The sequence below is a fragment of the Amycolatopsis sp. MEPSY49 genome (genome assembly GCF_051337345.1).
Taxonomy (GTDB): domain Bacteria; phylum Actinomycetota; class Actinomycetes; order Mycobacteriales; family Pseudonocardiaceae; genus Amycolatopsis.
Window position 1 is genome coordinate 72,978 of record NZ_JBDLYJ010000020.1, and the last position, 20,392, is coordinate 93,369.

Below are 20,392 nucleotides of genomic sequence, written 5' to 3' on the forward strand. Positions count from 1 at the left end.
AGTTTTGGAGGAGCATGATGGATCTCGAAACCGTCGTCAAGGGCCGTTGGTCCTCTCAGCGCGACGAAGACCAGTTCGTCGTCGACGACCCCGCCACCGGGCACCGCCTCGCGACGGTCCAGGGTGGGGGTGCGGCGGAGGTCGACGCGGCTGTCCGCGCGGCCCACGAAGGTTTTCTCGCTTGGAGCCGCCGGCCCGCGGTGGAGCGTGGCCGGTTCCTGCTGGAGGTCGCGCGCCAAATCCGCCTGCACGCCGACGAACTGGCCGAGCTGGAATCCCGGGAGAACGGCAAGCCCAGGAGTCAGGCGCGGGCGTTCGACCTCGAAGCCTGCGTCGCCGTGTTCGAGCTGTTCGGCAGTCTCACGCACGAGATGCCCGGTGCGGTCCGGGACACCGGCTATTCGCTGGACGTCACGACGCTGCAACCCTTCGGCGTGATCGGCGCCATCATCCCGTTCAACTGGCCGCCGATCCACACCGCCGGGAAGACCGCCCCTGCGCTCGCGGCGGGGAACGCCGTCGTGCTGAAGCCCCCGGAGCAGGCGCCGCTCACCATTTTGCGGCTGGCCGAGATCATCCAGTCCGTGCTGCCCGACGACGTCGTCCACGTCGTCGCGGGCGGCGGATCCGTGGGAGCGGCGCTCGCGGGACACCCGTTGGTCCGGAAGCTGTCGTTCACCGGGTCTCCGACGACGGGTGTCGCGGTCTCGAAGACGGCCGCGGACAACCTCACCCCCACCCTGATGGAACTCGGCGGCAAGAACCCGCTCGTCGTCTTCGAAGACGCCGTCCTCGACGACGCCGTGGCCGCTGCCCTCGAAGGCGGGTACTTCAACCAAGGCGAAGCTTGCACCGCGGCCTCCCGGTTGCTGGTGCACCGTTCGGTGCACGACGAGGTGGTCGGGCGGCTGAGCCGTGCCGTGGCCGGGCTGCGGGTCGGGCGCGGCCTCGACGAAACCACGCACGTGGGCCCGCTCGTCACGGCGGCCCAGCAGCGACGGGTACTCGACTACATCGACATCGGTGTCCAGGAAGGCGCCGTCGTCGCCGCGCAGGCGCAGTTGCCGGAGGATCCCGAGCTGGCCAAGGGGTTCTACGTCGCGCCGACGCTGTTGACGGCAGTGACCCCGGACATGCGCGTGGCCAAGGAGGAGATCTTCGGCCCCGTCGTGTGCGTGATCCCTTTCGACGACGAGGCCGAGGCCGTGGCCATCGCCAACAACACCGATTTCGGCCTGGTGGCCGGGGTGTACACCGCAGACAATGCCCGCGCGCTGCGGGTCGGCCGCGGAATCGAAGCGGGCATCGTGTTCGTGAACAACTACAACCGCGCGGTCATCGGCACCCCGTTCGGCGGAACCAAGCACAGTGGTTACGGCCGCGAACACGCCGCCGAGACGCTGCGCGAGTTCGGCTACAGCAAGACAATGCGGCTTCCGTCCGGGATGAACCCGGTACCGCGCTGGGCTGTCGTCGACGAACTGCTCGGCTGAACGCCGCCAGTGCCCGGATGGGCGGCACCGCAACCCGGGACCGGTCAAGCGGGCCCTCCGCGACATGGCGATCCGCGCTGGGCGTGTCACGGAGACCGCGCCAGTCCGCCGCGTCCCGGCAGCCCTGACGACCCTCGACGTCCGCGACTCCACCGGGCCCGCGGCGCCGGCCTGATCACGGGCCCGGCTCGGTCAGTAGGGATTGCCCGGCACGTTGAGGCGCGTCTGGTAGAGGCCGAACGCGCCGGAAACCCCGGACGTGAGGTACAGGGTCCGGCCGTCCGGGCCGCCGAACGCCGCGTTGGTGGTGTTGCGGCCGGCGGAAATCGTGCCGAGCTGGACGCCTGACGGCGAGAAGACGTGGACGAGCCCCTCGTCGAAGGATGCCCAATAGACGTTGCCCGCGCAGTCGATGGTCGCGCCGTCGGGTGTCCGCATGGTCGCGAACGTCGTGCGGTTGCCGGTGGTGCCGTCGGGGAAGACGGTGTACTTCATGATCGCGTTCGCGCCGGTGGCTCCCACGTAGAGCGTCTTGCCGTCGGGGGACAGGACGACGCCGTTCGGCTGCGGCAGCGTGTCGTCGACGAGGCCGACCACGCCGTCGCGGACGCGGAAGACGCTGGTCCGGCCGCCTTGCTCGTCGGGGCGGTTGCCGCGCTGGTAGTTCGGGTCGCTGAAGTAGGTGGTGCCGTCCTGTCCGGTGGTCAGGTCGTTCGGCGAGTTGAACGCGCGGCCGAGGTGGTTCGCCGCGACCGTCGTCCGGCTGCGGTCGGTCAGGTTGTAGGAAGACACGGTGCGGTTGTCGTGGGTGGCGGCGAGCACCCGCGTGCCGTCGGCGGTGATCGCCAGGCCGTTGCTGCCGGAGTCGGCGATGAACGTCTCGAAGGTGGCCGGCGGCGTGAACCGGAGTATCGCCGACGGCTGCACACCTTGGGGGCCGGTCGGGTTCTGCATGTTCGACAGCAGCAGGGTTCCGGTGCGCCGGTCCCACGTGGGCCCTTCAAGGAAGCTGAACCCGCCCCGGATGAGCTGGGCCGTCACCGACTGGCTCGGCAGCGGCGGACCGTAGGTCCCGTCCGGTGCGCACGGTGAGGCCGTGGTGGTGCCGGACGCCGCGGGTGTCACCGCGCCCGCGACGACGATCGCCGCCGTCACCGTCCACATGCGACGGAGCGTCTTTCGATGAGCCATGACGGCTCTCCTTCCGTGAGGGGGTTTCACCGTCCTAGCTCGACCTTGAAGATGCTTTCGTTGCTGTTGTTCGCGATGCTGTCCTTGTCGCCGTAGTTGCTGGTGGTCAGCCACAAACCGCCGTCCGCGGACGGTTCCACGGTACGCAGCCGTCCGTACGTGCCGGTGAGGTACTGCTGGACATCGGTCAGGCTGTCCCCGGAGATCTCGGCCCGGTACAGCCGTGCTCCGCGCAGGCAAGCGATGTAGAGAGCGTCGCGGACCACGGCGATGCCGCTGCACGAACCTTCGGCTACGGGATAAGTCCGCTTGGGCGCGATGAAGCCGGCTTCGGCGCAGCTGCCCGTGGTGCCCTCGCAGCGGGGCCAGCCGTAGTTGCCGCCGCGGACGATCAGGTTGGTCTCGTCCATCACGTTGTTGCCGAATTCCTGTTCCCACAACCGGCCCTGGGAGTCGAAGGCCAGGCCCTGCGGGTTGCGGTGGCCGTAGCTCCACACCGGGGTGCCGAAGGGGTTGTCCGACGGAATGGTGCCGTCGCGGTTGATGCGCAAGACTTTGCCGGCGAGGTTCGAGAGGTCCTGGGCCCACTCGCCGTTCTGGCCGTCGCCGGTCGAGATGTAGAGCTTGCCGTCCGGCCCGAAACGCAGCCGGCCGCCGTTGTGGTACTTGTTGCGCGGGATGCCGGTCAGCAGCACCTGTGGGGTGCCGGTGAGGACGCCGCCGGTGTAGCGGACGCGCACCACCCGGTTGTCGGTCGCGCTGGTGTGCATGACGTACAGCCACGGGTCCGCCGCGAAGTCGGTCGCCACGGCGAGACCCAGAACCCCGCCCTCGCCGTCGGTTCCCGCCACGCCGGGCATCCGTCCGGCCACGGTCTTCGTGCCGGTGGCGGGATCGAGCCGGACGATCTCGAAGGCGTCGCGGCGGCCGTAGAGCACCTGTCCGTCGGGCAGGGTGGTCAGGCCCCACGGCAGGTCGGTCTCGGTGGCGGCCTTCGTGACCGAGCAGATGGCCGTGGCGCAGGAGGTGCCGGTGGTGACCGCGACCGCCGTGCTCGGGGCCGAGCGGTTCGCCTGGGCGTCACGCGCCCGCACCTGGTACCGGTAGCGGGTGTTCGCGGCCAGGCCGCTGTCGGTGAACGACGTCGTGGCGGCGCCGCTGGTCGAGCCGGCCTGGGTGCCGTCGCGGAGCACCTCGTAGCCCGTGACGCCGACGTTGTCGGTGGCCGGCGACCAGCGCACGGTGACCGTGGTGCCCGACGCGGTCGCCGTCACGCCGGTGGGGGTGCTGGGCGGCTCGGTGTCGGCCTGGCACTGCGGCACGGTGAGGGTGACCGTGGGGCTCGCCTGGGAGACGTTGCCCGCGGCGTCGCGGGCGTTGACGTACAGGCCCCAGGTGGCCCCCGGCACGACGGTCAGCTCGGCCGACAGCGCCGTGCCCGGCACCGAGGTCATGAGCTGCCCGTCGTGGTAGATGTCGTAGAAGGCCACCCCGACGTCGTCGGCCGACGCCGACCACGAGAACGTCACGCCGGTGCACGACAGGTTCGAGGTGCGGGGATCGGCGGGCGCGGTCGGTGGCGCCGTGTCGGCGTCCGCGGCGGACCCGACGGGGGACGGGAACACGACACCCAGGCCCAGCAGCACCACGGTGGTCACCGCCCGGAGGCCCGTGCGGTTCCTTCTCGGAGTAGCTCGCATGGTGTTCCTCTCTCAGGGGATGCGAAGCCACTGGGAGCGCTCCCGGGGACCGTAGCGCAAAGGGTTTGCCGTCGACAAGACCGGTGAGCGGGTTTCCAACCGTGCTCAGATCCAGCCGCGGCGGGTGGCCTCCATCGCGATCTGGAACCGCGTCCGGGCCCCGGTCCGCTGCATCAGCTTGGTGACGTGGCGCTGCACCGTCCGTTCACTCCAGCCCAGCGCCCGCCCCACGGCCTTGTCGGTCACCCCGGAAGCCAGCAGCGCCAGCAGCTTCGACTCGTCCGCGGACAGGTCGCCGGGATCGTCGGCGCCGAACCGGACCGGCACGCTGCGCGTCCACACCGACTCGAACAGCGCGATCAGCGCGTCCAGCAGCGGGGACGGGTGGATGAGGTAGGAGGCCGTGAGCGCGGGGTCGCCCGGGCGCATCAGCGGCATGATCGCGAGCCGGTCGTCGGCGATCGCCAGCTTCATCGGGACGTCGCCGGCGATCCTGGCCTGCTCGCCGTGCCGCACGCCCAGTTCGATGTCGTCGAGCAGACCCGGCAGCTCGACCGCGCTCTTGTCGTAGACCACCCGGTACTTGACCCCGCGTTCGAGCAGCGCGAGCTCCACGTGGTTGGGCTCGCCGTGGCCTTGCGGGGCCGCGTACGGCGGCCGGTCGAAGCCGCGCATCTGCACCCGGATGTCCTGCTGCATCCGCGTCCAGCGGTCGTTGACCTCGTCCCGCCCGGAGATCACCTCGACCAGCTCGCCCGGGTGCGCGAACCGCGTGCTCGCGCGGTAGGTCTCCATCAGCGTGCCGATGTGGCGGCGCGTGTCGCGCAGCGCGGCCTCGCGTTCGCGCAGGACCGCCTCGATGGCCCGGTCGGGCGGGACGACCACGTACCGGGTCGGACGTCCGGCGGAGCGCGTCGCCAGACCGGCCTCGACGAGCGCCTGCAGCGCCCGCCGGGTCGCGGGCAGCGAGCGGTGCGTGTCCTGGGCGAGTTCGGGGGCGGTCGCCTGGGTGCGCCGGACGAGGGCGTTGTAGGTCGCTTCGTCCGCGCTGCTCACCCCGATCGGCTCCAGCACCGTCGTCCTCCTTCGTGTCGGGTTTCCGACACCTGACCGGAATCCGCCGCCTTCGTGAGCTTGTCACGCGGTGATCATTAATGCACCGTTTGGAAGTCGACGGCGCGCAACCTCACACGGGGCGCGCCGTCTCGCTTGTCCGCCGCGACCTGACGGAACGAAGGAGTCTTCCCATGTCCCTGTCCGCCTTGCGGACCCGAGGCCGGCACCTGGTGCTCGCGGTGCTCGTCACCGCCGGGTGCCTCGCTGCCGGGCCGGCGGCCGCCGCCGGCCCGCCGCCCGCGGCCGCCCACTCGAAGATCGCGAAGGAACTGCTCGACCGGATGGCCGGTGCCCGCTCCGGCCCGGACGCGAAGTTCGAGGCGGTCGTCGTCCTGAAGGACCGCGGGCTGCGGCCGTCGGCCCCCGCGGCCGCGCGCAAGGCGCTCACCGATTCGGCGACGGCCATGCAGGCCCCGGTCGTGGACCTCGTCGGGGCCCGCCGGGACCAGGTCGTGAAGACGTTCTGGCTCANCGGCCCGGACGCGAAGTTCGAGGCGGTCGTCGTCCTGAAGGACCGCGGGCTGCGGCCGTCGGCCCCCGCGGCCGCGCGCAAGGCGCTCACCGATTCGGCGACGGCCATGCAGGCCCCGGTCGTGGACCTCGTCGGGGCCCGCCGGGACCAGGTCGTGAAGACGTTCTGGCTCAAGAACATGGTGCTCGTCCGCGCCACCCCGGCCACGCTCGACGCGGTCGCGGCGTTGCCGCTGGTCGACCGCGTGATCCCCAACTTCACGCTGCACTCGCCGACCGAACCCCGGAAGACAAAGCAGGCGGCGGCGGAACCGGCGGTGGCCTGGGGCGTGCAGAAGATCGGCGCCGACAAGGTCCAGCGGGACGGAGGCACCGGCGCGGGGGTGCGGGTGGCGATCCTCGACACCGGCATCGACACCCAGCACCCGGACCTCGCGGGCAAGCTCGTCAGCGCCGACCCGGCGAACCCGGAGCACCCGGGTGGCTGGCTCGAGTTCGCCGCCGACGGCTCCCCGGTCCACTCCGCCCCGCACGACAGCTCCTACCACGGCACCCACGTCGCGGGCACCATCGCGGGCGGGCACAGCTCGGGCACGCAGATCGGCGTCGCGCCCGGCGCGGAGCTGATGGCGGGGCTCGTCATCCCGGGCGGCACCGGCACCCTCACCCAGGTGATCGCCGGGATGCAGTGGGCGATCGCACCGTACGACGCCGACGGCAAGCCGGCAGGTCAGCCCGCGGACGTCGTGAGCATGTCGCTCGGCGAAGAGGGCTACAGCAGCGAAATGGTCGAGCCCGCCCGCAACATCTACCTGGCGGGCGCGTTCCCGGCCTTCGCCATCGGCAACGAGTGCGTCGCGGGCGGTTCGGCGGCGCCCGGCAACGTCTTCGAAGCGACCGGCGTCGGCGCGACCGACGTCGACGACAACGTGCCGGACTTCTCGTGCGGCGGGGTCGTGCGGAAGAAGGACTGGGCCGACGCCCCGGCGAACTGGCCGGACAGCTACGTCGTGCCCGACCTGTCCGCGCCCGGCGTCGACGTCCTGTCGTCGCTGCCCGGCGGTGAGTACGGACTGCTCAGCGGCACGTCGATGGCGACCCCGCACGTCTCGGGCACCGTCGCGCTGATGCTGCAGGCGAACCCGCGCCTGACCCCCGACGAGACGCTGGACATCCTGACCGGGACGGCGTTCTTCGACAACCGCTACGGCGCGCGGCCCAACACCCGCTTCGGCGCGGGCCGGATCGACGCGGCCGCCGCCGTCGCCGAGGCGCGCCTCACCAGCGGCATCACCGGGACGGTGACCGCGGACAAGTCCCGGGATCCGTTGCGGGGCGCGACGATCACCGTCACGGCCACCGGACGGTCGTACCCGAGCGACGCCGAAGGGCACTTCAAGATCCGCGTGCCCGCGGGCACCTACGACCTGACGCTGTCCCGCTTCGGCTACCACGACCAGCGCGTGCGGGTCGTGGTGACCGGCGGGAAGCTGACGGATCTGCGGGTCGCGCTGAAGCCGACGCCGCGAGGCGTCATCACCGGCCGCGTCACCTACGGGCCGACGGGTTCCACGGTGCCCGGCGCGACGGTCCGGGTGGCGGACGTGCTCGACGAGCTCACCGCCGTCTCGGACGGAACCGGCCGCTACACCATCAAGGACGTGCCGGAAGGCACCTACCGGGTGACCGCCTCGGCGGGCGGGATCTCGACGGCGAACCCGCGGCAGGTCACCGTGCGCCGGATCTGGGCCGCCACGGCCGATTTCGCGTTGCCGCGGCCCCCGGCGACGCAGCGGGCCTCGGTGACCCGCGACGGCGGCCAGATCCACGCCGAAACCTTCTGGCCCGCGATGAGCGGCGACGGCGGCGTGATCGCGTTCGCCAGCATGGCCTCGGAGATCGCGCCCGGCGAGGCGAACGACGACATGGACGTCTTCGCCAGGGACACCCGCACCGGCGTGATCGAACGGATCTCGGCCGCGGCGGACGGGACCGGGGCGGACGCGTGGGCGATCAGCCCGACGATCAGCCCGGACGGGCGGTACGTCGGTTTCCTCAGCGGCGCGACCAACCTCGTGCCCGGCGACGTCAACGGGGTGCCCGACTCCTTCGCGCGCGACCGGCGGACGGGCGCGAACGAGCTGATCTCGGTGTCCTCCGACGAGCGGCAGGCCGACGGGCTGTCCGGCCAGCCGGTCTTCAGCGCCGACGGCCGGTACGCGGTGTTCCTCAGCCAGGCCACGAACCTGGTGCCGGGCGACACGAACGGCCGGCAGGACGTCTTCCTGCGCGACCGGGTGGCCGGGACGACCGAGCGCGTCTCGGTGGGTGCCGCCGGCGTGCAGGCGGACGGCGATTCGCTGGAGCCGAGCGTCAGCGCCGACGGCCGGTTCGTCGCGTTCGAGAGCGGCGCGGAGAACCTGGTGCCCGGCACCGGCAACGGCCACCGCGACGTCTTCGTGCGTGACCGGCGGACCGGGACGACGGAGATGATCCCGGCGCCGGCCGGGGTCGAGGTGACCCAGCCGTCGATCAGCGCGGACGGCCGGATGGTGGCCTACGCGAGCAGCAGCCCCGATGCGCCGTCGCAGGTTTCCGTGTACGACCGGCAAACCCGCGCGAGCACGCTGGTGTCGCAGGCGGCGAGCGGGACCGGCGGCGCGGACGCGTACACGGCGAGCCCGAGGATCAGCGGCGACGGGAACTTCGTCGCGTTCTTCAGCTTCGCCGCCAACCTCGTGCCCGGCGACGACGGCATGTCGGACGTGTTCGTGCGCGACCTGCGGGCGCGGACGACGGCCAAGGTGTCCGGCGGCGTGGGCGGCCGGCTCGGCGACGCCTACAGCGACTTCCCGTCGATCAGCGCCGACGGCAAGTACGTCGCGTTCGAAAGCGAGGCGACCAACCTCGTCGAGGACGACACGAACGGCTACTCGGACATCTTCGTCCACGACCGGGCACCCGGCCCCGAGCCGCGCTTCGCGGTGGCGGACCTGCGCACCGACGGCGGTCACGGCCGGGCGCCGGTGCGGATCGCCGCGTCGGTGAAGGACGTCGGCGAGGTCGCGGGCACGTACCAGGCGCTGCTGTGGATCGACGGCGCGATCGCCGGCGAGCGGGCGGTGTTCGTGCGGAAGGACCAGACCACCGGGGTCTCGTTCGAGGTGCGCGACCTGCCGCGGGGAACCCACGCGGTGCGGCTCGGGACGCTCGCCGGCTCGGTGACCGTGGGCCGGTGAGGGGAGGAGCCGGGAGAGCGGTGCCGCGCTCCCGGCTCCTCCCGCCGAGCCGGATCAGCTTCTGGGCTCGCCGGGCAATGTGCCGTTGAGGCAGCGGATGATCTCTTCCTCGGTTCTGCCTTCTCCGTAGATGGCAGGTGCGCGTGCACGTCAGTCGCCGTCCGGGTGCGAAGCTGCCGAGCCCGCCTCCGGAAAGGTCCCCCTCCGAGTTCAAGCCGCACACCACTGGCCTGTCTTCGCGGCGGCGCGGGCTGCGGCTGTTGTCGTGGTGCTTCGCTGGTGGCCACCTCGACGCGTCGACCTCCGGACGATCGCTCGCCGGAATGCCTGCGTCCGCGGGGAAGCCGGAGAGCAGGGACTCATCCGCATGGCCGGTCTTCCGGCGCGCCGAGCTGGTTCAGGATCACGCGTTCGTCGTCGGCGAAGGGGCGGTCGTTCAGTCCGCACAGCGTGGTGAACCACTGGTCCGGGTCCAGTTCCAGCCGTTGGACGTCGTCGCCGCCGAACAGCATCAGGGTCCGGCCGTCCAGGCCCCAGATCGGGGAAATCGCGGGCCACCTCAGCTCCGCGAGCTGCTTCCCGACGGACTGGTCCCAGAGCTGGACGGTCCCGCTGCCGGGGATTCCGGTGGATTTGGTGACGAGCAGTTTGCCGTCCGGGGTGAACCCGAGCAGGCTCCCACCGGACGGGATCGGCCGGCCGCGCGCGCGGGCCGTGCCTGCCGCGTCCACGTCCCAGAGCTGGATGCCGCCGTCCGGGTCACGGACGCTCGCGACGGCGCCGTCGTCGGTGAAGCCGACCGAGCCCTGCCGGTTCTCTGCCCGGCCCAGCCGCGAGATGATCTCGTGGCGGTCGAGATCCCACAGTTCGACGTCGCCGCTGGGTTCGACGACGACCGCCTGACCGGGGTGCTGCCAGCGTGCTTCCAGCACGGCGGCGTGCGCTGAGCGGCGGAGCCCGTCGCGGTCGGTCCGGACCTGCGTCGGCGATCCGATCTGCGTGCCGTCGGCCGGGCGCCAGCGGGTGATCAGCCCGCCGTGCAGGACCGTCACCTGGTCGTCGGTCACGGGAGCGATCGAGCTGCTCCAGGCCGGGTAGTCGCCGTCGTCGGTGGGCGGCCCGCCGAGGTCGGGCATGGGCAGGGGGACGCGGGCTTCGACGGTGAGACTGGGTACCGCGTAGGTCACCAGCTCGTCGCCCCAGACGGCGACCAGGTGCTTCCCGTCGGAGGTGAAGTCGATCGGCCTGCCCTCGCCGCACGTTCCCCAGCAGAGCTGTCCGCGGGTCGTCGTCGCGAGCGGGGCGCGGGTCCGGAGGTCGTTGAGCAGCAACCGGTCCGGCCGGCCGAAGGTGATGTCGACGTCCGCGCGCGGGCTGATCGCTTGGCTCGAGCCGGGGTCGGCGACGCGTTCGACCGGCTTGATCGGGCGCAGCCGGTAGAGCAGGTTCTTGTCCCCGATCAGCACTTCGGGTTGCCCGTCGCGGCCTGCGTAGACCGCTGTGCGGTCGGAGAACTTCTCGGTGGACAGGCTGCCGGTGCTCAGGTCGAGCGGCGGGGTGTAGAGCCGGTGCTTGGTTCCGGTGGCCAGGTTCGCGAGCAGGAGCTGGCCGGTGCCGCCCAGATCGGTCGGGTCGAGTTCGGTGATCAGGGCGTAGTTCGTGCTCGTGTCGAGCTCGAAGTTCCGGCATTCCGGGACGTCGATGGTGCGCAGGAGCACTCCGGAGGCGATGTCGGTGACGGTGAGCACGCCTTCGGTCAGTGGATGGTCCTGGCTTTCCTGGCATTGGACGAGCGTTGTGCCGTTGCGGGCGACGTGCCCGGTCGAGCCGTTCTCGGGGAACGACCGCACTTCACGGCCGGTGGCGAGGTCGTGAACCCGCGCGGCGCCACCGGACTTGCCGATCACGATGGTGCCGGGCACGGGGCCGGGGATGGCGGAATCCGTGTCCACTCCTTGCGGCCCCAGCGAAGCCGCCACCGGGAGCGTCGTGCGGCGCACGAGGTCCCAGGCTTCGAGGGTGGTTTCCTTGCCGTCGTAGCCGCTGCGCCTGATCAGCAGGGTCTTCTCGTCGGCGGAGAAGGCCATCGAGCGGACGGCCTCGGTGGGCCGGACGGTGTCGCGCAGCATGACGATCGGTGTGTGGTGCTCGAGGTCCCACAGCGCCACGGTGCCGGTGTCGTTGGCGTACCCGAGCTTCGTGGCCGAGGGGCTGAGTTCGAAGGTGCCGCCGGTCAGTTCATGTGGTTGCGACCGGTCGACGTCGGGACGCGGCGCGTCGCCGTTGAGCCCCGTCCACGTGGTGGGGAGGCCGCCGTCGTTCACCGCGACCGTCATTCCGCCGTCGGGGCCGGTCATGATGCGGCGAAGGTTGTCGTGCCAGATGTCCTGGAACACCCGGTCTGCGTGCTGCAGCCGGGTGTACTGGGTGAACAGGGCGCCGTACGCCTCCGGTGTCGGCGCGGTGTGCCAGGCGCTCTGGGCGAGCTGCAGCGCTGCTCGCGGGTTGATGCGCTGCACCCGCGCGGAGTCTTCGGCCAGCGCGCGCGAGTTCGCCAGCCGCAGCTGGTGCTGCGTTTCGTTGTTGGCGCTCACCGCCCAGAACGCGCCGCCCGCGGCCAGCAGCGCGAAGACCGCCAGAAGGGCCACGGCGAGCCGGACCCGACGCAGCCCGCGACGTTCGTGCTGCCAGGAGGTGGCGAGGAAGTCCGCGGCCTCGGGGACGAGTTCGCCGGCTCCGGCCGTGGCGTTGTCCGCCCGCTCGCGGACGGCGGCCAGCCGGTTCCCGCGGTACAGCAACGACGGGTCGCGCGCGGCCCGCTCCCACGCGGCGGCGTCGGCGGCGAGTTGCTGGCGAGCGCGAAGCCATTCGCGGTCGGCGTCGACCCACTCCGCCAGCCGGTGCCAGGCCCGCAGCAGGACCTCGTGGCTGATCCGCGTCGTGTCGCTGTCGTGGGTGAGCAGCCGCGCTTCGGTGAACCGGTCGATCGCCCGCTGCGCCGCGCCGGTGTCGGGGAGCCCGCGCAGCAACGTGGCGCGGTCCACGGGGCGGGCGGTGTCGGCGGTGTCGTCGCCGACGCGGACGAGCCGGGGAAGCACCCGGCGGGTCGCGTCGCGGGCGTTGTCGTCGAGCGCGGTGTAGACGCGTTCGGCGGTGGTCGCGATGGCTTCGGCGATCCCGCCGGTCGCGCGGTAGCCGGCCACGGTCAGCCGCGAGCCCGCCCGCTCGCGCCAGGTCGCCCACAGCGCGTGGGACAGCAGGGGCAGCGCGCCGGCCGGTTCGCCCAGCTCGTGCAGGATCACGTCGGCGAGCCCGCCGTCGAGGGCCAGTTCGGCCGCGGCCGCGGGGCGCTCGATGGTGTCGCGCAGCTCCCGCGGCGTCATCGGCTCGACCAGGACCTGCCGGTCGCGCAGGGCCTCGAGCAGCTCCGGGTGGTCGGCGGCCCGGCCGTAGAAGTCGGCTCGCAGCGCGAGCACGACCGCGGCGCGCACCTGCCGCGCCATCGCCGTGACCGCCCGCAGGAAAGCGGTCCGCTCGGTCGCGTCCGGGCACAGGGTGAACAGCTCTTCGAGCTGGTCGACGAGCACCACCCGCCCTGCCGCCAGCGCCGTCGCCACGCGTTCCGGTTCCTGCCACAGGCTTTCGACGGTGGCGGGCCCGGCGTCGAACGCCGAGGCCAGCCGGCGCAAGGGAGCCGGCCCCGGCGTCACCCGCACGCAGGGCCACGCCGCCGACCCGGGGATGCCGGGCAGCCCGCCGGCCCGAAGCCCGGCCAGCAGTCCCGCGTTCAGCAGCGACGTCTTGCCCGAACCGGACGGGCCCACCACAGCGACGGGCCCGGCGCCGGCGTGCTCCGCCACCGCCGCGAGAACCCGCTCGGTCATCCGCTCGCGCCCGAAGAACACGGCGGCGTCGTCGGGGCCGAACGCGTCCAGGCCCAGGTAGGGACAGCGGGCCGGCGCGCTGCTGTCGTCTTCGGGTACGGGCGGTTCCGCCGGGGCCGCCGCGTTGGGCGCGATGATCAGGTTCCCCGAGCGGTCGCCCGCCTGCCGCCGGGGCCAGGGCCGGCTCTGCTCGGCCAGCTTCCGGAAGACGGCGTCGTAGACGGCGTCCAGTGTCAGCGAGCCGGGACCGCGCCGGTCACCGTGCTCCAGCACGTCCAGGAAGGCTCCGGTGAACGCGGTGTGGGCGGCGTCCCGCGGCGCGAGCGCGAGCTGTTCCGCCGAGCCGATGAGGTACCGGCCGTGCGCCGCTTCGACGCCGGTGAAGGCGGGTACGGAAAGGCCGTCGCGCAGCCGGGGCTTACCGGAGAAGCAGCAGTCGAGCACGACCACGACCGACGACGCGCGGCTGGCCGCGAGTGCCTGCTGCAGCGCGGAGAACGACAGCGCCTGGTGCTCGGCCAAGCCGGGCACGAGCTCGGCCGTGCTCCGGGCGGCGAGGTAGAGCTCGTCGCCCGTGGGCAGCATCAGGCCGTGCCCGATGAAGTACACCAGGAGCACGGTCTCCGCCTGCCGGGCCGCTTCGGCGACGACCTCGGCCATGGTCCGCGCGTCGGGCGGGTCGAGCACCATCCGGAGCCGGTCCGGGCGCACCCCGCACCGTTCGGCGAACGCCCGTCCGAGGTCCACGTAACTCCGCGCGACGGCGGGCACGGACGGGAGCAGGTCCGGGTTGTCGTGCGTCGCGGTGGCGAGCAGCAGGACGCGGACGCCGTCGCCGGACAGGTCCGTCACGAGTGGCTTTCGCGGTCGGCTTCCAGGAGTGCGGTCACCTGCTCCACCTGGCGTGCCAGCGCCTCGGCGTCCAGGCCGGCGACGTGCTTGGCGGTCAGCTCCACCACGCGGCCGCCGTCCAGAGTCACCTTGATCCGCACGTCGCCCCGCCGGGTACGCAGCCAGGCGATCAACGTGGTGGCGAAGGCGGTGACCGCCCCCGCGGGCCCGAGCGCCACGGCGAGCGCGTCCAGCACCGGCCCCAGTGTGCCCGGCCGAGGCTCCTGCGCACGGGGGCGGACGGCGCCCCGCAGCTCGTCGACGTCGGCGAGCCAGGAATTCAAGGAGCGGAGCTCATCGGCGGCTTCGGGCCCTTCGGCGCGCACAGCAGCGTCCACGAATCGACCCCTCCCCCGGGTGAGTGCCCCGAGCACTCCTCGTGCCGCAGAATACCGCGCGACCTGTGACCTGGGGTACACCCGGCCGTGGCGTGTTCGCGCGGCTTCACGGACGCTCGGGCAGAATGCGCCGTGAGTCAGCTGTCACGCCCCTGGGTTTCCTGACACGCCGGCGAACCGCGAAGGCGGCGCCGCCGCAACGGCTTCACCCGTTCGCCGTCTCCCTCGCTCTCCGGGGCACGTTTCCCCGCACCGCCACCCGAAGGACGGAAACCACGCCTGACCAGCGTGCCGGCGTCCCTTCAGGATCTGGACGGAGACGACCCAGGATTGACGATGGTCGAAGTAGCGAACCTCGGAAAGCGATACGGTGTGAAGAATGCAATCGACGGACGATGCGGCGTCCTGCGGCCGGCCAGCTCGGTCGGACTCCGGTTCGGCGACCGCGGGTTCGTGTCCGACGGTGACTGCCGCTCGGTACTTTGAGCAGTGCTAAAGTCGGGCCGGCGCGGAATAGTCCATTCCGTCGGTCAAGGGCAAAGTTTCTTTTCGTGTTCGATCGAAGGATTGCGGGGATGGAAGAAAAAGCTGGGTTCGAGGCGGCTTTTCGGCGGCGGATCGCGAAGGCCAGCCGCAATGCGGCGGATGCGAGGTCGGTCGGCGACCACGACGTGGCGCGGATACACGCCGCGAGGCTAGAGGACGCCTTCGATCTTGCCCTGCGGTTGAAGCTCGACGGCGGTGTTCCGCATCTCCGGCAGATGGCGATTCCCGGGCCTCGTACCGCTGTGCCGCATCGCAGGCCGTGACGGGGACATCCAGGAGGCGGAGTTCGCCGGCTCGAGGCGACCGCCGCCATCCTGTTCTGGGCCGGCCCGCCGATCGCCGCGCAGGTCGTCATGCCCAGCCCGATCGCCGGCCGGCGGGATCACCAGGAACAGCCACGGGTACCAAACCGGCGCACGAACCCGCCTTGACACCACGCTCACCGCTCTGGTCAACGACAAGGTCAGCAGCCTCCCGACAACGGCTCTCCACGATCCCGCTGTACGCCATCAGCAGCTTGAGTTGCGTGACACCGCACGTAGTCACGTGCACGGTCGTGCAATCCTGCAACTCGAGTGCTTCGCCGACTGCTCATCTCCTTCGCTGCGACAGCCTGCCAGTCTGACACCCTGGCGGCCCCGCCCCGGCTCCGCCCAGGTCCCGGCACTGCCTGTGTCAAGGCAGAAAACCGCTGGGCTCAAGAGAAAACTCTGTGTTTCACTGGGGTCATGCGCTTTGATCTCCGTGCCGGTGACACCGCTGTCGTCGTCCGCGACCTGAGTGCTGAGGACGAGGACGCTGTATTGGACGTCTTCACCGCCTCGGAGGACTGGTTCGTGGCCGAGACCGGGCAGCCGTCCGCCCCGGGCGATGTGCAGAGCCTTTTCTATGCTCTGCCCGAAGGCAGCGCCTTCGAAGACAAGCTGCTGCTGGTCGTCGAAGCGAACGGCGCGGTCGTCGGATTGGTGGACGCGGTGCTGGGATACCCTCGCAACGGCTCGATCGGAGTCGGAACCTTCCTGATCCGGTCCGAGTTCCGGAGGCGCGGTATCGGCGGCGCCGTGGCACAGGCCCTGCTCGACGCGGCCGCCGACGCGGGCTATGTCCGGATAGGTACGCACGTGGCTCCCGGTTGGGAACCTGGCCGCGGGTTCCTGGAAGCCGCCGGCTTTGCCTTCTCCGAACCTCGCATGCCGGGTGGCGATACGAATCGCAATCCTGGCCCGCTTCACGGCCCAGTGATTCCAGCAGTCCTCACGATCGGCTGAAGCGGGTGGCCGATGCCACCGGACCGCGCACAGAACGGCCGCGAACAGCGCATCATCTGCCGCGCCGAGGTGAAGGAACTGCGGGCGACTGCCGTCGTCGGCGACCGTTCTGCGCGACGCCCTCCCGGTGGCGGTGCGTGGCGCCAGTGGTCACGATGTCGGGTGTACCGCTCGCGGTGAACCTGCTCGGCAGCCTGCTCACCTACCCGCACGCCGGCGGCCTCCACCCGGACAGCTCTTGTTCCGCTGTGTGGACGTGCTGGCCGTCCGGTAACGGGATCCTGAGAATGCCCGCATGACGGCGTTGAACGACGAGACCGCCTACGACCGGGTGCGCGTCGCGCAGTGGCGGGCCGGAGAGGCCCGGATGCCGGGACTGAGCCGGCGCGGCCTGTTGCGGTTGACGGCGGCCGGTGGTCTCGCGCTGGCGGCTGCCGGGACGGCACCGGGGACGGCGTCGGCCGCGGGGCCGATCGTGAAGCCGCTGCCGCCGGAGCTGTTCGACGTTTACGGCAGCAACGCCGAGACGCGCTGGGAAGCAATGCGCGGCCAGGGCTACCTGACGCCGGTCGACCGGTTCTTCGTCCGCGACCACACGGCGACGCCGGTGCTGGACGCCGCGACCTGGCGGCTGCGGCTGTTCGGCTCCGGGCTGCGTGGCGGGCCGTTCGAGTTCACCTATCAGGACCTGCGCGCACTGCCGTCCGAGACGATCACCGCGTTCATCGAGTGCGCGGGCAACGGGCGGAGCTTCTTCACCAGCCAGCAGGGACAGACCGTCAGCGGAACGGCGTGGAAGCTCGGCGCGGTCGGGGTCGCGCGCTGGCGCGGCGTCCGGCTGGCGACGGTGCTCGCCCGGGCCGGACTCACCCGCGACGCGGTGGACGTGCTGCCGGAGGGCCTCGATGCGGACTACGTGGCGGCGGGGGTGAACTTGGGCAAGGTGCGGCGGCCGTTGCCGGTGGGCAAGGCACTGCAGGACGTCCTGCTGGCGTACGAGATGAACGGGCAGCCGCTGCCGCCCGACCACGGGTTCCCGGTGCGGCTGGTGGTGCCGTCGTGGGCCGGGATCTCGTCGATCAAGTGGCTGGGCCGGATCGAAGTGTCGGCGTCGCCGCTGGTGTCGCCGTGGAGCACGCAGTTCTACCGGCTGCTGGGCCCGGACTACCCGGCCGAGGGCACGCTCGTCACCGAGCAGGTGGTGAAGAGCGCGTTCGAACTCCCGTGGGGCGCGACGCTCGTTTCCGGGCAGCGGCAGGTGCTGCGCGGCCGGTCCTGGTCGGGGCACGGTCGCATCCGGCGGGTCGAGGTGAGCACCGACGGCGTGACCTGGCAGCCGGCGAGACCGATCGGCCGCGCCTTCGACCGGGGCTGGCTGCGGTGGGAATTCGCGTGGCGCCCGCACGCGGCCGGTGCTTACACGCTGCGGGCGCGCGCCACCGACATCACCGGCGTGAGCCAGCCGGACGTCGCGCCGTACAACACGCAGGGCTACCTGTTCGGCGCGGTCGTTCGGCATCCGGTCACGGTCGCCGGATGAAGGGCGCGGTGCGCGCGCTCGCCCGGGCGTTGTCCGGCATCGGCTGGGTCCTGGTGTTGCCGGCGCCGTTCGAGCCGGGGCCGGCCGTCCCGGTCCCGCGGCCGGCTGCCGACGTCCCGCTGGTGCCCCTTTCCCGGGAGGAACGGGAAGCCTTCCGGCGGATCGTTTCGGGCTGAGCGGATCTGCCGAACTGCCGCCAGTCAACCGATATCGTGGCGCTCTCTCTCAGCTCGGTGAAACGGACGGACGTGTACAACCGGGCAGGCGATGGCGCTATCGTCGCCGAGCGCTACGCCTTGCCCCGCCCAGCGCGGAGCCGGCGCCAGCCAATCCCGGCGGCGCAGGACAGGACACCGGCGGCTATGGGCCAGAAAGTCCGATAAGGCTCCTGGTGGATGAATCCGCCTCCCAGGAATGAAAGAATGATAAAAAGGACAGAAGTGACAGCGAACTCCTGTCGATCGCGTCTGGTCGATCCCTCTTCGGTCATCGCCTACCTCCGGAAGTCGCGCTCTGGAACCCCGGGTCGTCGAACCGACCGGTGTTCCACAGAGCTTGGCACAGCTTGAGGGTCTGCTCCCGTGGTTTCCGCCCGCCGACGGCGGCGAGGCCGGCGCCGCCACCGGTGACTCGCAGGCACGCAGCCCCGGCGACGGTCATGCGCAGAGCGGCGCGGCGGCGGGCACGCGGTCGCAGGACCGCAAGCCTCTGTGTCGCCGAAGCTGGGCCCCCGTCACCCGCGAAAGACCTTCACGAAGGGCGACCTCGACCGCCGTGCTCGGCGTGGTCTGGATCAGTACTCGACGCCTGCGCACCAGACCCGGCTGATCGCACGCGTGGCGCGGATGTCGGCGATCGGGTCGCCGTCGAGCAGGACCAGGTCCGCGCGCAGTCCCGGCCGGATCTCGCCGCGGTCGGTCAGTCCGAAGTGTTTGGCCGGCAACACGGTCGCGGCGCGCAGTGCTTCCACTGTGGACAGTCCGGCGGCGACGAGCAGTTCGAGTTCGTCGTGCAGGCTCGCGCCGTGCGCGACCGAGAAAGGTACTCCCGGCGCGGCGTTCGCGTCGGTGCCGGCCAGGACGGCCACGCCCGCACGGTGGAGCCGGGTCACCGACGTCGCCGCGCCCGCGTAGAGCTGCGGCCGGCCGGTCGCCGTCGCGATGCCTTTCATCATCGTCAGCGTCGGCACGACGACCTTCGCCCGCGCGAGGTCCCCGTCCGCGATCGGTGGCCCGAGCGGCGCGTGCGTGACGACGTCCACGCCCGCGTCCAGCGCCATCGTGTACGCCCCGGTGCTCGCGGCGTGGGCGACGACCAGCAGCCCGGCCGCGTGCGCGGCTTCGGTGAGGGCGCGGGCGGCCGGCAGTTCGGGTCCGCCGCTCCCGGGTGCTTCGAGCACGATCTTGAGGTAGTCCGACCCGGCCGCGGTGCGGGCCGCGACGAAGCCCGCGGCCTGTGCGGGGTCGGTGACGACCGCGTCGGCGGGCATGCCGGGCATGCGGGCGTGCATCCCGCCCGGCCCGATCGCGGGCACGCCGGCGCTGCGGATGTCGGGGAGCCCTGGCTGGTCCCGCAGGCCGGCCAGCAGTGCCGCCGACGTCGTCGCCATGTCCAGGGCCGTGGTGACGCCGTACCGGGCGAACTGTTCGAGGTTCTCCCGGCCGTGGAGGTGGACGTGGGCGTCGATGAGGCCGGGGAGCAGGACTTGTCCGGTTCCGTCGAGCACCGGGCCGCCGGTGGCTTCGCCGGAGACGCGGCCGCCGTCGACGAAGACGGTCCGCGGGTGCGTGAGCCCGGTGCCGTCGAAGACCCGGACGTTCGTGATGGCCGTCATAACCCACTCCTATAAGGAACGATATCGTTCACTAACGACCGTACACGAGAGGAGTGGCCGATGGCGGAGACCCGGCGCCGCGGCGACGCGCTGGTCCGCGCGATCCTCGAGGCGGCGCTGGCCGAACTGGCCGAAACCTCGTTCGAGGAGCTGAGCTTCGAGAAGGTCGCGGCCCGCGCGCGGACCGGCAAGGCGGCGCTCTACCGGCGGTGGGCGACGCCCGAGGACTTGGTGCTGGCCGCGCTCACCGACCCGGACGCGGGCTTCGGGGAGGCCCGGCCGCCGCAAACCGGAACCCTGCGCGGCGACCTGCTGGCCCTGCTCGGCGGACTGGCCCGGGTGCTCGACGAACCGCACGGCCGGGCCCTGCGCCCGCTGGTCACGCAGCGGGAGCGTCACCCGGGGCTGTTCGCCCGGGTCCGCGACCTGGTGCTGCGCCCCCGCCAGGAGCTGATCCTCGGCGTGCTGGCCGATGCCGCCGAGCGCGCGGAGGCACGCGCCTCCGCGGTCACCGCCCGGATCGCCGCGGTGGGACCGCGCCTGGTCCTCGTCGAACACATGGAGGCGGGGACGGTCACCGCGGCAGAGGTGACGGCGATCGTCGACGAGGTCCTGCTGCCGCTGGTGACGTCCCCGGCCCCAGCAGATGAGCCCACGCCGGGGCGGTAGCGGACCCGCGTCGCGTCGGACGTCGCTGTAGCAAGGCAAGCGCCGGCTGGAGCAGGGGTTCGGCGAGCGGCCCGGTTCGCGATGCGGGCCGCACCGCGGGCCTCGGCGTTGCGCCACCGGGGGAGCGCGTCAGCGCCCGCGGCCGGTGAACGGCCCGTTCACCTGCACTTTCGGACCCTGTCGCCGACGCCCGCGCCTGTCACGATCGGATC

13 protein-coding genes are annotated in these 20,392 nt (G+C 71.8%); 7 read left to right on the forward strand and 6 right to left on the reverse strand.

The window, feature by feature from the left end:
- Positions 1-17: 17 nt before the first annotated feature.
- Positions 18-1,493, forward strand: a complete 1,476-nt coding sequence (locus ABFJ78_RS46560; protein ID WP_436393878.1) for an aldehyde dehydrogenase family protein — start codon at positions 18-20, stop codon at positions 1,491-1,493.
- A gap of 192 nt (positions 1,494-1,685) precedes the next feature.
- Here ABFJ78_RS46560 and ABFJ78_RS46565 read toward each other — a convergent pair whose 3' ends face one another.
- The 3 genes from ABFJ78_RS46565 to ABFJ78_RS46575 form a co-directional block, all read right to left on the reverse strand.
- Positions 1,686-2,684, reverse strand: a complete 999-nt coding sequence (locus ABFJ78_RS46565) for an SMP-30/gluconolactonase/LRE family protein (RefSeq protein ID WP_436393879.1) — start codon at positions 2,682-2,684, stop codon at positions 1,686-1,688.
- A 26-nt stretch (positions 2,685-2,710) separates the two neighbouring features.
- A complete protein-coding gene (locus ABFJ78_RS46570; RefSeq protein ID WP_436393881.1) occupies positions 2,711-4,342 on the reverse strand; it encodes a PQQ-dependent sugar dehydrogenase in 1,632 nt (543 codons plus the stop codon).
- Between the two features lie 147 nt (positions 4,343-4,489).
- Positions 4,490-5,458 (reverse strand): helix-turn-helix transcriptional regulator, encoded by a 969-nt coding sequence (locus tag ABFJ78_RS46575; RefSeq protein ID WP_436393883.1) that lies wholly within the window; start codon positions 5,456-5,458, stop codon positions 4,490-4,492.
- A 692-nt stretch (positions 5,459-6,150) separates the two neighbouring features.
- Here ABFJ78_RS46575 and ABFJ78_RS46580 point away from each other — a divergent pair.
- Complete coding sequence (locus tag ABFJ78_RS46580) at positions 6,151-9,210, forward strand: S8 family serine peptidase (protein WP_436393959.1); 3,060 nt, start codon at positions 6,151-6,153, stop codon at positions 9,208-9,210.
- 359 nt (positions 9,211-9,569) lie between these two features.
- Here ABFJ78_RS46580 and ABFJ78_RS46585 read toward each other — a convergent pair whose 3' ends face one another.
- Together ABFJ78_RS46585 and ABFJ78_RS46590 are read right to left on the reverse strand one after the other, a co-directional pair.
- Positions 9,570-13,946, reverse strand: a complete 4,377-nt coding sequence (locus ABFJ78_RS46585) for a caspase, EACC1-associated type (RefSeq protein ID WP_436393884.1) — start codon at positions 13,944-13,946, stop codon at positions 9,570-9,572.
- Positions 13,943-14,323, reverse strand: a complete 381-nt coding sequence (locus ABFJ78_RS46590; protein ID WP_436393885.1) for an effector-associated constant component EACC1 — start codon at positions 14,321-14,323, stop codon at positions 13,943-13,945. Before ABFJ78_RS46590 ends, ABFJ78_RS46585 begins: the two co-directional genes overlap by 4 nt.
- 575 nt (positions 14,324-14,898) lie before the next feature.
- On the opposite strand from ABFJ78_RS46590, the gene ABFJ78_RS46595 reads away from it, so the two are divergent.
- The 4 genes from ABFJ78_RS46595 (at position 14,899) to ABFJ78_RS46610 (ending at position 17,853) form a co-directional block, all read left to right on the forward strand.
- Positions 14,899-15,132, forward strand: a complete 234-nt coding sequence (locus tag ABFJ78_RS46595) for a hypothetical protein (RefSeq protein WP_436393887.1) — start codon at positions 14,899-14,901, stop codon at positions 15,130-15,132.
- A gap of 465 nt (positions 15,133-15,597) precedes the next feature.
- Positions 15,598-16,137: an N-acetyltransferase family protein gene (locus ABFJ78_RS46600; RefSeq protein WP_436393888.1), complete on the forward strand. Its 540-nt coding sequence runs from the start codon at positions 15,598-15,600 to the stop codon at positions 16,135-16,137.
- A gap of 295 nt (positions 16,138-16,432) precedes the next feature.
- Positions 16,433-17,677, forward strand: coding sequence for a sulfite oxidase (locus tag ABFJ78_RS46605; RefSeq protein ID WP_436393889.1), 1,245 nt, complete (start codon positions 16,433-16,435; stop codon positions 17,675-17,677).
- Positions 17,674-17,853 (forward strand): hypothetical protein, encoded by a 180-nt coding sequence (locus tag ABFJ78_RS46610; RefSeq protein WP_436393890.1) that lies wholly within the window; start codon positions 17,674-17,676, stop codon positions 17,851-17,853. The genes ABFJ78_RS46605 and ABFJ78_RS46610 overlap by 4 nt, the downstream gene beginning before the upstream one ends.
- Positions 17,854-18,470: 617 nt before the next feature.
- Here the strand turns inward: ABFJ78_RS46610 and ABFJ78_RS46615 are convergent.
- Positions 18,471-19,511, reverse strand: coding sequence for an amidohydrolase family protein (locus ABFJ78_RS46615; protein WP_436393891.1), 1,041 nt, complete (start codon positions 19,509-19,511; stop codon positions 18,471-18,473).
- 60 nt (positions 19,512-19,571) lie between these two features.
- Here ABFJ78_RS46615 and ABFJ78_RS46620 point away from each other — a divergent pair, with 60 nt between their 5' ends.
- On the forward strand, positions 19,572-20,180 hold the full coding sequence (locus ABFJ78_RS46620; protein ID WP_436393892.1) for a TetR/AcrR family transcriptional regulator C-terminal ligand-binding domain-containing protein: 609 nt from the start codon (positions 19,572-19,574) through the stop codon (positions 20,178-20,180).
- Positions 20,181-20,392: the final 212 nt, after the last annotated feature.

Coding starts and splice junctions, on each gene's coding strand:
- ABFJ78_RS46595 (WP_436393887.1), top strand. CDS start 14,899: ATGGAAGAAAAAGCTGGGTTCGAGGCGGCTTTTCGGCGGCGGATCGCG.
- ABFJ78_RS46620 (WP_436393892.1), top strand. CDS start 19,572: ATGGCGGAGACCCGGCGCCGCGGCGACGCGCTGGTCCGCGCGATCCTC.
- ABFJ78_RS46610 (WP_436393890.1), top strand. CDS start 17,674: ATGAAGGGCGCGGTGCGCGCGCTCGCCCGGGCGTTGTCCGGCATCGGC.
- ABFJ78_RS46565 (WP_436393879.1), bottom strand. CDS start 2,684: ATGGCTCATCGAAAGACGCTCCGTCGCATGTGGACGGTGACGGCGGCG.
- ABFJ78_RS46600 (WP_436393888.1), top strand. CDS start 15,598: ATGCGCTTTGATCTCCGTGCCGGTGACACCGCTGTCGTCGTCCGCGAC.
- ABFJ78_RS46580 (WP_436393959.1), top strand. CDS start 6,151: ATGGTGCTCGTCCGCGCCACCCCGGCCACGCTCGACGCGGTCGCGGCG.
- ABFJ78_RS46560 (WP_436393878.1), top strand. CDS start 18: ATGGATCTCGAAACCGTCGTCAAGGGCCGTTGGTCCTCTCAGCGCGAC.
- ABFJ78_RS46615 (WP_436393891.1), bottom strand. CDS start 19,511: ATGACGGCCATCACGAACGTCCGGGTCTTCGACGGCACCGGGCTCACG.
- ABFJ78_RS46605 (WP_436393889.1), top strand. CDS start 16,433: ATGACGGCGTTGAACGACGAGACCGCCTACGACCGGGTGCGCGTCGCG.